This is a genomic window from Vibrio sp. D420a, assembly GCF_030248625.1.
Lineage (GTDB): Bacteria > Pseudomonadota > Gammaproteobacteria > Enterobacterales > Vibrionaceae > Vibrio > Vibrio fortis_A.
This window is the reverse complement of record NZ_JAHGAN010000003.1, coordinates 23460-37895: the sequence shown is the minus strand read 5'-3', so window position 1 is coordinate 37895 and position 14436 is coordinate 23460. Positions and strand designations below refer to the sequence as shown.

Here is a 14436-nt window from a genome sequence, read left to right as displayed (position 1 = left end):
TTAAGGTGGAGACTGAATGGCCAAATTAAGGAAAGTAAAAAATAATTGCTTGTTGCAAGGAGATACAAACATGAAGCAAATTCTGAAAGGTTCAATTGCTTTAATACTCGGCGTGAGTTCGATGACAGCATGGGCAGCGCAAGAGTCTGCCAACCTTGGACCTCGTCCCCTCTTTTTAATTAACAATATGGACGAAGGACCGCTGAAAACTAAGCTATTGAGTTGTAGTGAAGGGCCTTTCCAGCGCAGTGACTTCTCGATTGGTCACCGTGGTGCACCAATGCAGTTTCCGGAACATACCAAAGAGTCTTATCTCGCTGCGATTCAGATGGGTGCTGGCATCTTGGAATGTGATGTGACCTTTACCAAAGACAAAGAGCTTGTCTGCCGTCACTCACAAAACGATCTGCACACCACGACGGACGTATTGGCTCATCCAGAGCTTGCGAAGAAATGTACGGTTCCATTTAAACCAGCTAACCCTGCAACGGGAGAAAACGCTCAGGTGGAGTGTCGCACTACAGACTTTACCTTGGCGGAGTTTAAGACTCTTAAAGGGAAAATGGACGGTGCGAACCCTAAAGCAACCACGGTTGAAGAGTACATGAATGGCACGCCTGGCTGGAGAACTGATCTTTATAGCCAAAGCGGTACCTTGATGACCCATGCTGAGAGTGCAGCGCTGTTCAAGCAACATGGCGTGAAGGTGACACCGGAGCTGAAATCAGCAGCTGTCGAGATGCCATTCAATGGCTTTAGCCAAGAGATGTATGCTCAAAAGCTGGTGGATGAAGTCAAGGCTGCTGGCTTTGATGCGTCTGAAGCCTACCTACAGTCATTCAATCTGGATGACGTTAAATACTGGATCAAAGAGAACCCTAAGTTTGGTGAACAAGCGGTGTATCTAGACGATCGAGTGTATGAACAAGCAGACTTCGTTGCTTCGATTGAGAACATGAAAGAGCTACAAAAAGCGGGTGTAAACATCATCGCACCGCCGTTGTTTGCTCTAGTTGAGCTTGATAAAGACAACCAAATTGTAGCGTCTGACTACGCTAAACTGGCGAAGCAAGCTGACTTAGACATTATTGCTTGGACACTTGAGCGTTCAGGTCCACTAGCCCAAGGTGGTGGTTGGTATTACCAAAGCGTCAAGCAAGGCATCAACAACGATGGCGATATGATGAAGATGCTCGACGTACTAGCGCAAGACGTCGAAGTGTTGGGTGTATTCAGTGACTGGCCTGCGACAACGACCTACTACGCTAACTGCATGGCACCAAAAGCCTAAGTGAGTCGGTGAGATGGGCGGTATGAAGTGAGCTGCCTGTCTCTGTGATTGGACAATCTCAATTTGTTTTTTAAGAGCCTTCGGGCTCTTTTTTTGGCTTGATAAGCGTGGGACAAAAGTGACCCAAATTCATATTAATTGCTTGGACACAAATGACTCAAATCCAATCGATCAAAATTGGGCTTGGTTTAAGTTGTTGAAAATAAATAAAATAATAGTTGGCACAAAGGGTGCAATAAGAGGTTCGACCCTCAACAAAAAGTAAAAGTAAGGTTTGAATATGAAAATCAGTGTTAAAGGACTGTTAATCGCTAGCTCCCTACTACTTCCTTCAATGGCTATGGCAAACGACTGCTCTAGCCGTGGTGTGTTAGACGATCGATACTGTGATGAAAACCAAGATTTAGTGGCAGACTCGCCTAAAAATCCAGATGAGTGGAATGACCCGAGTACGCTCGTGTTTACCTACACTCCTGTAGAAGACCCAGCCTTGTATAAAGATGCATTTGCTGATTTCCAAGCGCACCTAAGTAAGATCACAGGTAAGCGCGTGATTTACTACACTGTGCACTCAAACTCTGCACAAGTGGAAGCGATGCGCTCTGGTCGTCTGCACGTTGCAGGTTTTTCGACAGGTCCAACGGGCTACGCGGTTAACCTAGCGGGTTATGTACCAATCGCGGTGAAAGGTGATGAGTCAGGTTTCCAAGGTTACAACCTAATCACTATCGTGCGTAAAGACAGCGGCATCAAGACGATGGCTGATCTGAAAGGCAAAAAGGTTGCGCATACTTCTGCGTCATCAAACTCTGGCAACCTTGCACCACGTGCACTTTTCCCTGCAAAAGGCTTAGTACCAGACCAAGACTACAAGGTGCTTTACTCGGGTAAGCATGACCAATCTATTTTGGGTGTATACAACGGAGACTACGATGCAGCACCTGTCGCCTCTGATGTTTACGACCGCATGGTTGCAGCAGGACGCGTAGATGCATCTGAGCTTAAAATCATCTACCGCAGCCCACGTTTCCCAACATCAGCATTTGGCTACGCTTACAACCTTAAACCAGAGCTTGTTGATAAGATCAACGAAGCGTTCTTTAGCTACCGCTTTACACCAGAAATGAGTGCAGCATTCAAAGGCGCTGACCGTTTCTCTCCTATCTCTTACAAAGAAGAGTGGGGCGTGATTCGTGATATCGCTCATGCAACCGGTACCGCTTACACCAAAGCGGGTCTGAAAAAGCTTGCGGAAAAAGATGCGGCGAAACGCGCGAAGAAAAAAGCAGCTGAGCTCGCGAAACAAGCAAACAGTCAGTAACTCCTCTCTAATACCCTTTTCACTTATTCACTGAATAAGTTGTTTTAAGTCGATGCCCTCACGGGTAGGGCATCGCTCATTTTAAATTTGCACAAGGAAACGCAGTATGGCCGTAGCTAGCTATGACGGAATTAAGATCAACGACCTGTATCACGAATACGTAGCAGGAAAGCCGATCCTTAAAGGAATCAACATCGACATCGATGAACCAGGGATCATCGCCATCATTGGCCCATCAGGTACGGGTAAAAGTACACTGCTTCGTTGTATCAACCGTCTAAATGATCCAAGTAAGGGTGAGATTATCTTTGATGGTTCTGACCTGACAAAACTGCAGGGACAAGCGCTGCGTAAACAGCGTCGTCACATCGGTATGGTTTTTCAAGAGTACAACCTAGTAGAGCGATTGACTGTTATTGAGAACGTGCTGAGTGGCCGCTTAGGCTACATGACGGCTTGGAATGCGTGGCGTCGTAACTACTCTTCACAAGACCTTGCAAAAGCCTTCGAACTACTAGAATTTGTTGGCCTTCAAGACTTCGCTAATCAGCGTGCAGACAGCTTATCTGGCGGTCAAAGACAGCGTGTGGGTATTGCTCGTGCTGTTATGCAAGACCCATACATCTTATTGGCTGATGAACCAACGTCATCTCTTGACCCTAAAACAGCGGTAGAAATCATGGAGTTGATGGAAACCTTCGCACAGCAGAAAAATATCCCGGTACTAGTTAACATTCACGATGTGAGCCTAGCGAAGCGTTATGCGAAACGCATCATAGGTATGTGTAACGGTAAGGTGCATTACGATGGCAGCCCTGAAGGTATCTCAGAAGATGACCTTAAGATCATCTACGGAGGTGAGTCATGGCTGGATTAACCACAAACTCATCGACATCGCAGACTCAATATCAGAATCCGTTTAAGGCATCGTGGACAAACCGTGCGATTGTGGTGGCGATCGTCGCTTACCTTTTCTATAGCTTTTCGACCTTGGGTTTGACCTTTGACCGACTAATTATCGGTTTTGGCGAAAGTGAGCGTTTACTATCACGCATGTTTCCGCCCGATTTTTCACGCACAAACTTACTGTTAAGTGGTTTGGCGGAGAGCTTGCAGATAGCGATTATTTCGAGCTTCTTCGGCATCGTTATCTCTCTGTTCTTGGGCTTATTAGCAGCAAGAAACATGATGCCATCGATTGTATCAACGCCAATTCGAGGCTTTATCGCGCTATGTCGCTCTTTTCACCCAGTAATCATTGCGATTCTATTCGTAAAAGCCGTGGGCTTCGGCGCATTGGCGGGGATCCTGACTCTCGTGTTCGCTTCAATTGGCTTCATTGCCAAGTTGTTTGCAGAAGCGATTGAAGAGATCTCTTTCAAACCAGTCGAAGCTATTAAAGCGACTGGGGCAAGCTTTGTGAGTGTGATTCTATACGCGGTAATGCCGCAAGTGTTCACTCGCTTTATCGGCTTTGCTAGCTATCAGCTCGACTCGAATTTACGTAACTCGACCATGGTTGGTATCGTTGGTGCGGGTGGTCTGGGTGGCACACTGTTCTCGGCATTCCAGCGCTTCGATTACGATTTTGTAGCGGCTATTTTGATCACCATTATCGCTTTGATTCTTGTAGGTGAGTTTCTTTCCAACATCGTTAGGAGAATTTTCTGATGACAACAGCATCTATTGATAGAGAGTGGCAGCGATTTACTCCTAATGAACGCATCGCTCGATTCGCCATTTATCTGAGTTTGGTGAGCGCGATTGTGTGGTCTTGGCAAACAGTGGAAGTGATTCCTGAGTTTCTGTATGACGCGCCTGCGCAGTTTGCGGATATGTTTCAACGCATGCTACCGATGGATTATGGGTTTTATCCAACGACCATTCATGATGCGATGATCGAGACGCTGCACATCGCAACGCTCGGCACACTGTTTACTCTTATTTTTGCGATACCTTTAGCGCTGTTGAATGCGCCAAATATTACGCCAAACAAAAGCTTGAATTGGATTGCTCAGTTCTTTCTAGTGTCTTCACGCTCAGTGAACTCATTAGTTTGGGCTCTGCTATTCATCGCCCTGTTTGGCCCCGGTGTTCTTGCAGGCATTATGGCAATTGCCGTCCGCAGTGTAGGCTTTGTAGGGAAGCTGTTAGCGGAAGCCATTGCCGAAGTGAACATGGGGCCAATTGAAGCCTTACGTGCAACTGGTGCGTCTTGGATGAGTGTTCTATTAAAAGGCTATTGGCCACAAGTCATGCCCGCTTTCTACTCGATTGTTCTGTTCCGTTGGGATATTAACGTTCGTGAATCTGCCGTGCTTGGCTTGGTAGGTGCGGGTGGTATCGGTGTGGTATTGAATGATGCTCAAAACTTGTTTGAGTGGCAGAAGGTATCAATGGTACTGGTGAGTATTTTTGCGGTCGTGATCATCGCGGAAGCCGTTGTGATTCATATTCGTAACAAACTGATCTAATGACGTATTCCCTAACGTAAAACTGTGTGATTGAGAGCTTTTGTCTAGCAATATTAAGCTCAAACGACCCTAGGAGTCTCGGTCTTCCTAGGGTCGTTTTTTTAGATTCATTTTCAGCGTTTTGTCCGTTCAGCTAGCTTTGTTCGAGTGCGATAAGCTTTGGTCTAGTAAGATAAGTTTTAATGCAATCAGCTATCCTGATGACAGGGATTAGAATACGCAGTGCTTAGCAAAGTCTCCGGCTTCGTTTGCAGTCCAGTCGCCTTTTGGTTTCTCTTTCATATCGGTACACCAAGCTTCACTGCCGACCTCTGTACAGGCCATCAGTTGGCTTGCTAAGAAAAGTACCAGCGCGATCTTTTTCATAATAAACATCCTTATATTGCATTGTTCCATAACGATAGTGGATTCCATACTACTTGCAATTTGTGATATCACCAACACTTTGTATGGTTTAAATCTTTGAGGCTATTTTCTTTCTCGATCAAAAAAGCCAGCACATTGGCTGGCTCTTAATATTCTGTTTTCCTTATCTATTCACCTTATAAGATGAAAGAGTGCCAAGTTAAACTAGCTTCATCTCTTGAATGATGTCAGACGCGATTTCTGGCTTAGTGCTGGTCGGTTTAGCGTGAAGATCGGCTTTCAATTGCCCTTTTCTGTTACTCAGACCTGCTTCAAGTTTCTTGATTGCTGCGGTTACGGCAGGATACATAATATCGTCTGTCGCTTTGGCTGTTACACGCACACCTTCGTAATTTGTGAATACCTCAACTTGATGTTGGTTGTGCTCTTTAGTGATGATGATGTCGCAGCTGATCAGTGATGGAAAGTGGTTAGCAATCTTATCGAACTTGCCTTCGATGTCTTTGCGTGAGTCGTCGTTAATTGATACGTGATGTGTTTGAACGTTTACTTTCATAAATCATACCTTTCCAATGACTGTGTCATTTAAACGTAGCAAACATCCGTTAGATTAACCAACAGCGGAAATACACATGTGTGATTGAGTTCAGTGTTATCAAATAATCTGTTGTTTGGCTCTTGAAACTCACCAAAACCGTGCGCATATTATGTCTCGTGATTTTGATACATGTTTAATTTTGCATCATGCCTGACGAATTACTCTAATTTGGTTCTCTGCCGCAGTAATTTATCCCTTCAAGCTAATTACTCTCAATATTAGTCACTTTTTATACAACTGCTTACTTTGCTCTTATTTCGAGCTCGAAAACCTTCAATCAATATCACAGCTCTTGATATTTCCCTCAGCAATCTGTTGACTCGTACTTTATGCGGTTTATCGTAGGCGCACTGTTCATTGAGGATCTTCTGACTATGTCTATGCCGTTAAAACTTGCTGCACTCGCAGCTTCTATGTCCGTGTCATTTAATCTGTTTGCTGCCCCAGTAGAATTTCAAGCAATCCCTGAAATCATGCAAAAGTTTGAGACCGCTGAGTTGTACGTGAAAAAATCTGTCACCCTTGGTCGTTTACCTGCTGAGTCTGAAATCGGCGCGGATTTCCCGACTTATGTGTCAGATGGCAAAGGTGGTTATAGCTTGGAAACCAATAATGTCATGACAGATGGTGTTGTGATTGCAAGTATGCCTAAGCCGATTGTGGGCGATGTTTATAATCAATGGTTGGTGCCAAAAGAGAGTTGGGTAAGCAGCTATGGTGAACTGCCAACTTCAACCACCGAATTTAAGCCATTCAAGCGTATTAAAACCATCAAAGCGATTAAAATAGATGCCGATATGCTGAAGCTAATGGGCAGTGAAGATGGCACAACAGCGATCATCAAAGTGAGCTGGGATGATAAAGGCATGAAGGTGTATAAGGATGGTTTCCTAGCCGACTACGAATATGGAATCGCACCTCATGAAATGGCAGAGAATTATGAATTGGTAAAGAGCGACGAATTGGTAGAGAGCGGTGAACTAGCGCCGAAATAAAAGAGATTTCCTCTACTTTGAAGCCTCGCTCTAGCGGGGCTTTTTTGTATCGAGATAAAAGTTAGATGCACATCACGTTTTTAGCCCGCTTTACCGATCTTTATGCTATTATGCGCCGCTTGTCTTTGTAATTGATAAAATACGCATTACCTACGCGGTCAATTCCGCCTTTACGGGTAATGTCCTCACCAGTTTAGCGATTAGGCTGAACACCAGCATTCTGCTCGGACGCAAGAAAGTAGCTCAGACTACTTCATTCATGTGCATTGAGAGCCCCATCTATCAAAGACCTTTATTAAACACCCCGCATTAGCGCTAACTTTGTTGGCGTGAAGGGTTTTGTTTTTCCAAAAAATAATCCTTGCTGCTAGGCGTTGCTAGTAGCTGACAAGTAAGGAGCTTATATGACATCTACGGTATCTTCATCCGTACCTGTATCTGCTGATGAAAAAGAGGTGAACCACCCGTTTCTCTCTCTGGTCATCATGGTTATCGTTGCAGCGATTGCAACCTACTTTATCCCAGCAGGTGAATTTGAACGTGTAGTAATGAACGGTCGAACGGTCATAGACCCAGATAGCTATACACTACTTAGCAATAACCCAACGACATTAGCCTCATTTTTCGAATCATTTTTTAAAGGCTTCAAGTCTGCTTCTGGCGTAATGGGCGTTGTAGTATTTGTGGGTGGTGCCTTCGGTATCATCAAGCATATGGGTTTACTCGATGCATCCGTTGTTGCGTTAACCAGTAAGTTGAAAAAGCAAGGTTTGTACGTGATCGCGCCAGTGATCATGACCGCGATCTTTTTCAACGTGACCTTCACAGGTATGCGTGAGCTTGACGTTATCTTCATCTCATTGATGATCCCTATTTGTATCAAGCTTGGCTATGATGCGATTACAGCACTAGGTGTGGTTCTTTTGGCCAGTTGTGCAGGCTTTGCTGCAGCATTAGCGAACCCATTCTTTACCGGCATTGCACACACGATTGCAGAGCTGCCAATGTATTCAGGCATGTGGTACCGCTTTATTGTCGGTATGTTCATGCTCCTTACAGGTGCTTGGTATGTTTTGAACTACGCACGTAAAGTTAAGCAAGACCCAGCCAAAGGACTACTGCATGGTACGGGTTACCACTACGAGTCTAACGTTGAAGCGAAAACCCTAACCACGCGCGAAAAGCTGGCGGGTGTGGCATTCCTAGGTGTATTTGCCTATATGATTTTCGGTACGCTGACGATGGGCTTTGGCTTTACTGAAATCGCGGGTGCGTTTGTCGCAATGGCAATCATTCCAGGTCTTGTGGCAGGTCTGTCTCCGAATAAGATCTGTGAATATTGGACACGCGGCGTGAGCGATGTTCTTGTGGCAGTGTTGATCATCTTCTTTGCTCGTTCGGTGTTGACGATCATGGAAGACGCGAAGATTGTCGATTCTATTATCTACTACCTAGCGCAAATCATCTCGGGTAGCTCGAAGCTGGTGGCGGCCGCAGGTATCTACTTTTCACAAGCCGTGATCAACCTGTTCATCCCATCGGGCAGTGGTCAGGCTGTGATTACCATGCCAATCATTATCCCTCTAGCGGATATTGGTGAGGTAACGCGCCAAGTGGCGGCGCTTGCCTCTCAATTGGGTGACGGTATCTCGAATTACATCTACCCAACCAACGGCGGCTTGCTGGCGGTACTAGCGATTGCAAAAGTATCTTACTCGAAGTGGGTTCGCTTCTTCCTACCACTGTTCCTATTCTGGTCGGTGGGTGCTTTGATTTCTGTGGTTATCGCTCAGATGATTGAATTGGGGCCGTTCTAATCGGGTTTGATTTGATAGACAAAAGGCAGCTTAATCGCTGCCTTTTTCGTGTTTGAAGTACTCAGTTTACATTTTAAGATCTGCTCAAAACGTTAAGAGCTAGTCAAAACGATACGAAGAAGGCACTACAATCACACCCTCTTTTGAAATATGAAATCGCTCAGCATCGGCTTTGCTATCGACGCCAATTACGGTTCCAGCGGGCACTTTCACATGCTTGTCGATAATACAATTTTGAATGTGGCAGTTCTTACCAATCTCTACATTCTCAAACAAGATGCTATCGATAACAATGGCCGCATTCTCGACCTTCACCTTTGGAAAGAAGATAGAGTTCTGAGCAGACCCGCCCTCAATCACCACACCATTGGCAATCATAGAGTTGATAAAGATGCCTTGATTGCCCTCGACAGAAGCTATGGTTCGAGCTGGGGGAAGCTGCGGTTCATAGGTTCGAATCGCCCAATCTGGTTGATAAAGGTCGATAGGGGATACTGGCTTAAGTAAATCCATATTGGACTGGTAGTAGGAGTCAATTGTACCGACATCTCTCCAGTATGCGTCTTGGGTGACTCGACCCTCTTCGCTACCAAATTTATAGGCATAAACACTCTGATTGTTCACGAGTTTTGGGATGATATCTTTACCAAAGTCGTGGCTCGAATTTGGATCTTCCGCATCGTCTAATAGAGCGCGAGTCAGTACTTCCTTATCAAAGATGTAGATCCCCATCGAAGCCATACTTCTCGTCGGCCTACCCGGAACACAGGCTGGGTATCTTGGTTTTTCGGTGAAGTTTTGGATCTGATGAGACTCGTCAATCTCCATTACCCCAAATTCTTTCGCCTCATCAATCGACACTTCCATACACGCTACCGTTAGGTCCGCTTCGGTCTGCTTGTGCTGTTTTAACATCGGCGCATAGTCCATGCGGTAGATGTGATCACCAGATAGCACCACGACGTGTTTCGCTTCACTGCGAGAGAGTAGATACAAGTTTTGATAGATAGCATCAGCCGTGCCGCTGTACCAGCTGTCTCCAGTGCGCATTTGAGGAGGAACATTGGTGATGAACTCGCCAAGCTCTGGGTTGAGTACCGACCAGCCATCACGCAGGTGTTTCTGTAAAGAGTGGGACTTGTATTGAGTCAACACGAGTATTTGTCGCAAACCAGAATGTAAACAGTTTGCTAACGTGAAGTCGATGATTCGATATTTGCCACCAAACGGGACAGCGGGCTTGGCGCGGTTGTCTGTAAGTGGGGAAAGCCGAGAACCTACGCCGCCTGCGAGGACGATAGTTAGAGTGTCTTGCATGTCAGAACCTCAATGTATTTATGATTATGCCAAGACTATTGCAAGCATTGCGCCATATGTAAGTTGTTGAATTTTAGAGGTGAAAGCAGGTTGATAGGGTTTTGTGCACCAATACGGAACAGGTGATGGTAGCAAGGTCTGTTTTTGCACCAATATAGTGCGCAGATCTAGCGAGCATAATTAATTAACAAAATGACGCACGGAAAAGTCGCATTACAAAAGTGTCAATAAATTGGGTGAATAGAGTGATCGGGGTTAAATAAATTTATATAAATACTCATAACTTTTCACAAATTGATTTCCATCAATAATGTGGGGTTATTGTGTGATACCTTGCACGCAAAATAAGAAATGATTACTGACTCATCAATAAGTAAGCCCTACAAAAGGAAATAATAATGAAAAAAACAGTATGTGGTATTGCGGTTCTTTCAGCCCTTATGTCTGCTAACGTTCTTGCTCACAGCGAAGGCGATTTCATCGTTCGTGCAGGCGCTGCAATCGTATCTCCAAACGACAGCAGCGGTGACGTTCTAGGTAGCTCTGCTCTAGAGTTTTCAGTAGATTCAAACACGCAACTAGGTCTAACGCTTGGTTACATGTTTACTGATAATATCAGCTTCGAAGTACTAGCAGCGACTCCATTTTCTCACGGTATCTCTGTAAACGGTGTTGGTGAAGTAGCTGATACTAAGCACCTTCCACCAACGTTCATGGTTCAATACTACTTCGGTGATTCTGAGAGCGATTTCCGTCCATACGTTGGTGCGGGTATCAACTACACAGTATTCTTCGATGAATCTTTGAATGGCACGGGTAAAGGCGCTGGTCTAAGCGATTTGTCTTTGGATGATTCTTGGGGTCTTGCTGCCAACATTGGTATGGACTACATGATCAATGATGATTGGTTCTTGAATGCTTCGATTTGGTATGCAGATATCAGTACTACTGCTGAGTACAAACAGACAGTAGGTGCTACAACTACACAATACTCTACTGACGTAGATATCGACCCATGGGTATTCATGATCGGTGGTGGTTACAACTTCTAATTTGACGCGCTTTTAAGTCGTTCTAATTAGTCCATCGCTTTAACTTTAAGCGCTCAAGCACCAGCCAGCTTGGGCGTTTTTTTGTTTGGTCGCGACTGAATAAATACATAACTGATCTATCAATGTAACCTTCTGGTAACCTCGCTGTCTGCGTTCTGTCATACAAGCCCTCTAGCATTGCGATTCTCGCTCATGGAGGATATATGAAAAAGCACGTGTCAAAACTCACTGGAATTAATCTCAATACCACTCAACTCTTCACTTCGATCTCTGTTTCGCTTGCGCTGATGGGTTGTTCGCAATCAACACCAAACCTAGATGCTGCTTTCTCGGCCCCCGTTGCTTTTGGTTATCAGTGTCAGACTTCGACGCCACCAACTTCGACCTCGGGTGAAGTGACAGGGCTTCGCCTTATCGGAACGTCAGTTGCCAATGCTCCTTTTGACACGTCTGCGACTGAGATTGTGAGCTACGATGCGTGTATCGATAAGCTGTACGTTGTAAATGCACAAGCGAAAAAGGTTGATGTACTCGCTTTGGATGAAAGTGGTAAACCGACCAGCGAGGGTTCGATTGATCTACAGTCAGCCGCTCAGGCTTCCGGTATTAATATCGGCGCAGCAAACAGTGTCTCTACACACAACGGTTTAGTTGCGGTTGCTATCGAAAACGCAGACAAGCAGGAAAATGGCTTAGTCGCACTTTATCGCTCAGATACATTGGAACTTATCACTACGTACGGTACGGGCGCTTTGCCGGATATGGTGAGCTTTTCAAAAGATGGTCGTTACATCGCAACAGCTAACGAAGGCGAGCCAAACGCGGATTACACCGTCGACCCTGAGGGCAGCGTGACGCTTATCGATCTGCTTAACGGCCCACAAGATGCAGTGGTTACGCAGATTGATTTCAAAGCGTTTAACCAAGGACAAGCGCGCCATGGCGAACTGAGTGACAAGGTCCGTATCTCTGCACCGAACGCAACCGTAGCTCAAGACCTTGAGCCGGAATACCTAACTTTTTCTGACAACGGCAAGCTTTATGTTGCTCTACAAGAGAACAATGCACTCGCAGCGATCGATGTTGAATCGGCAAGCGTTGATGCCATCTTCGGACTGGGCGGTAAGTCATGGGCTGAATTTGAGCTTGATGCGTCTAATAAAGACAAGAAACTCGGTCACTTCAAAAGCTATGAGATGCTAGAAGGTTTGTACATGCCTGACAGCATTGCGAGTTACAGCGTTAATGGTGAAACTTACATCCTGACTGCCAATGAAGGGGATGGTCGAGAATACGGCATCGATACGACACAAAAAATGTGTGATGAGCTTGGCTATAAATGGGATGGGGATGATTACCAAGGTACTGCCGAGTATGCGACTGAAGAAGACTTCTGTATCGCTTACGTCGATGAAGTTCGTGGTAAAAAGCTGGATGTTGCTGATGACCACCCGTTGGCTGAAGCTCTTAAAGACAACAAACGACTGGCTCGTCTAAAAGTAATTAAGCCACAACAAACGTTGCAAGCTGATCAAAAAGTTCAAGCGTTTGGTTCTCGTTCATTCTCTATCTGGAATGAAGCTGGCGAGTTGGTGTTTGATAGCGGTGACGACTTTGCGAAAATTGTTTATCAACAGCAACCAGAACATTTTAATAGTACCAATGACAACAACATGAGTGGCGATGATCGCAGTGATGATAAAGGTGTCGAACCTGAAGCCATTGAAGTGGCTAACATCAATGGTAAGCACTATGCCTTTATCGGCCTAGAGCGTCATGGCGGCATTATGGTTTACGACGTTACCGACCCGAAAGAGAGTCGCTTCATTAGTTACCTTAACAATCGCGATTTCTCACAACCTGTATGTACCGAGGTTGATGAAGATGGTGATTGTGACAACGACACTTACAGCTCAAAGGCAGGGGATTTAGGTCCTGAGTCCATCAAGTATTTCAGTCGTTCTGGTCAACACTTCATTGCAGTTGGAAACGAAGTGAGTGGTACAACATCGGTATTTCAAATCGAGTTTTAATCTCAACTTATAATATTTGTTGAAAATAGAAGGGTGAGCTTAGGCTTGCCCTTTTTTATTGATAAGTGATCGATTTAACACTTGCTTCACATTTGCACTGTAATTTATTGCACAATATTCGGTCGCAGAGTAATGTTTTAAACGGTTCAAAAAACGATCAGTAAATAAAATCTGTAGCTAGGTTTAGATCTAATTACGGTTTAATAATCAAGGAGATGATTGTGCTTAAACGTAATTTATTAGTGGCTTTATTCGCGATTTTGCCTGCAATGGCAAGTGCCGAAAACTACTCAATCGGTACTGGTGGTCAAAGTGGTATCTACTATCCATTCGGTGGCGCGCTGGCTAAGGTTTGGTCTGAAAACGTGCCAGATGTGAATGCCAAAGCAGAAGTCACCGCGGCTTCGGTTGAGAACACGATTAAGGTAGTACGTGGCGATATGATCGCAGGTATCGCTATGGGTAACGTTGTTCTGGATGCATATAACGGTGAGGGTAAATTCCCGAAAAAAATGCCAGTGAAAACACTGTTTGCTCTATACCCAAACCTAGTGCATACCATCACTCTTAAAGATTCGGGTATTGACTCTCTATCACAACTAAAAGGTAAGCGTGTTTCTCTAGGTGCGCCTGCAAGTGGCACGGCGGTAACGTCGGCAGCACTCCTTGAGTCAATGGGTATTGACGTTAAAAAAGACATCGATGCGGTTTACCTAAACTACTCAGAAACTACTAGCGCACTGGCAAATGGTCAAATTGATGTTGGCTTTATCGTTGGTGGCCAAGGCGTAGGTGCGGTGACTCAGATTGCTCTGACTCATGATATTAAAGTGCTGTCTATCTCGGACGAAGAGAGCGCAAACTTCATGAAGCTGTACCCAGCTTACAGCGCTTATGACATCCCAGCAGGTGTTTACAATAAGGTTGACCCTGTATCAACGCTTAGCGTGTGGAATGTGTTGGTGGTTAACGCGAACATGAGCGATGACATGGCGTACAACCTAACTAAGGCTGCATTTGAGAACATTGGCGACATTCGTAAAGTGGTGAAAATGGCAGAAATGACGACACCAGAGAACGCATCTCGACTACAAGGCGTACCACTACATGCTGGTGCTCAAAAGTACCTAGATTCGGTTAGCAAGTAACTGATCTACCTCAGGGTAAGTGAT

13 protein-coding genes are annotated in these 14436 nt (G+C 45.2%); 10 read left to right on the top strand and 3 right to left on the bottom strand.

The features are described 5' to 3' along the window. Nucleotides 1-70 precede the first annotated feature (70 nt). The 5 genes from KI743_RS03920 (at nt 71) to phnE (KI743_RS03900) (ending at nt 5086) form a co-directional block, all read left to right on the top strand. Nucleotides 71-1291, top strand: a complete 1221-nt coding sequence (locus KI743_RS03920) for a glycerophosphodiester phosphodiesterase family protein (protein ID WP_285465158.1) — start codon at nt 71-73, stop codon at nt 1289-1291. 280 nt (nt 1292-1571) lie between these two features. After that, nucleotides 1572-2612, top strand: a complete 1041-nt coding sequence (gene phnD, locus KI743_RS03915) for a phosphate/phosphite/phosphonate ABC transporter substrate-binding protein (protein WP_032553435.1) — start codon at nt 1572-1574, stop codon at nt 2610-2612. Between the two features lie 106 nt (nt 2613-2718). Beyond that, on the top strand, nt 2719-3489 hold the full coding sequence (phnC, locus tag KI743_RS03910; RefSeq protein WP_152470206.1) for a phosphonate ABC transporter ATP-binding protein: 771 nt from the start codon (nt 2719-2721) through the stop codon (nt 3487-3489). Then, the gene (gene phnE / locus KI743_RS03905) at nt 3477-4283 is read left to right on the top strand and encodes a phosphonate ABC transporter, permease protein PhnE (protein WP_152470207.1); all 807 of its coding nucleotides are present in this window, start codon (nt 3477-3479) and stop codon (nt 4281-4283) included. The genes phnC and phnE (KI743_RS03905) overlap by 13 nt, the downstream gene beginning before the upstream one ends. Then, on the top strand, nt 4283-5086 hold the full coding sequence (gene phnE / locus KI743_RS03900; protein WP_032553432.1) for a phosphonate ABC transporter, permease protein PhnE: 804 nt from the start codon (nt 4283-4285) through the stop codon (nt 5084-5086). The genes phnE (KI743_RS03905) and phnE (KI743_RS03900) overlap by 1 nt, the downstream gene beginning before the upstream one ends. A 210-nt stretch (nt 5087-5296) precedes the next feature. Here the strand turns inward: phnE (KI743_RS03900) and KI743_RS03895 are convergent, their stop codons facing one another. Further along, nucleotides 5297-5452, bottom strand: coding sequence for a DUF3012 domain-containing protein (locus tag KI743_RS03895; protein WP_150868545.1), 156 nt, complete (start codon nt 5450-5452; stop codon nt 5297-5299). A gap of 199 nt (nt 5453-5651) precedes the next feature. Further along, a complete protein-coding gene (gene hpf / locus KI743_RS03890; protein ID WP_152470208.1) occupies nt 5652-6008 on the bottom strand; it encodes a ribosome hibernation-promoting factor, HPF/YfiA family in 357 nt (118 codons plus the stop codon). Between the two features lie 416 nt (nt 6009-6424). Between hpf and KI743_RS03885 the strand changes: the two genes are divergently transcribed. Together KI743_RS03885 and KI743_RS03880 are read left to right on the top strand one after the other, a co-directional pair. Next, nucleotides 6425-7045 carry a hypothetical protein gene (locus KI743_RS03885; RefSeq protein ID WP_285465411.1) on the top strand — a complete coding sequence of 207 codons (621 nt, stop codon included), beginning with the start codon at nt 6425-6427 and terminating at the stop codon, nt 7043-7045. Nucleotides 7046-7449: 404 nt separating this feature from the next. Further along, nucleotides 7450-8862 carry a YfcC family protein gene (locus KI743_RS03880; protein ID WP_285465157.1) on the top strand — a complete coding sequence of 471 codons (1413 nt, stop codon included), beginning with the start codon at nt 7450-7452 and terminating at the stop codon, nt 8860-8862. Between the two features lie 99 nt (nt 8863-8961). On the opposite strand, the gene glgC is transcribed toward KI743_RS03880, so the two are convergent. After that, entirely contained in the window at nt 8962-10179 is a 1218-nt protein-coding gene (gene glgC / locus KI743_RS03875; RefSeq protein WP_032553429.1) for a glucose-1-phosphate adenylyltransferase, read from the bottom strand. A 398-nt stretch (nt 10180-10577) separates the two neighbouring features. Between glgC and ompW the strand changes: the two genes are divergently transcribed. The 3 genes from ompW to KI743_RS03860 all read left to right on the top strand — a co-directional run bounded on the left by ompW (nt 10578) and on the right by KI743_RS03860 (nt 14412). Then, nucleotides 10578-11231 (top strand): outer membrane protein OmpW, encoded by a 654-nt coding sequence (ompW, locus tag KI743_RS03870; protein ID WP_285465155.1) that lies wholly within the window; start codon nt 10578-10580, stop codon nt 11229-11231. 287 nt (nt 11232-11518) lie between these two features. Beyond that, complete coding sequence (locus KI743_RS03865) at nt 11519-13264, top strand: choice-of-anchor I family protein (protein ID WP_285465410.1); 1746 nt, start codon at nt 11519-11521, stop codon at nt 13262-13264. Between the two features lie 215 nt (nt 13265-13479). Continuing rightward, nucleotides 13480-14412: a TAXI family TRAP transporter solute-binding subunit gene (locus KI743_RS03860; protein ID WP_285465153.1), complete on the top strand. Its 933-nt coding sequence runs from the start codon at nt 13480-13482 to the stop codon at nt 14410-14412. Nucleotides 14413-14436 lie beyond the last annotated feature (24 nt).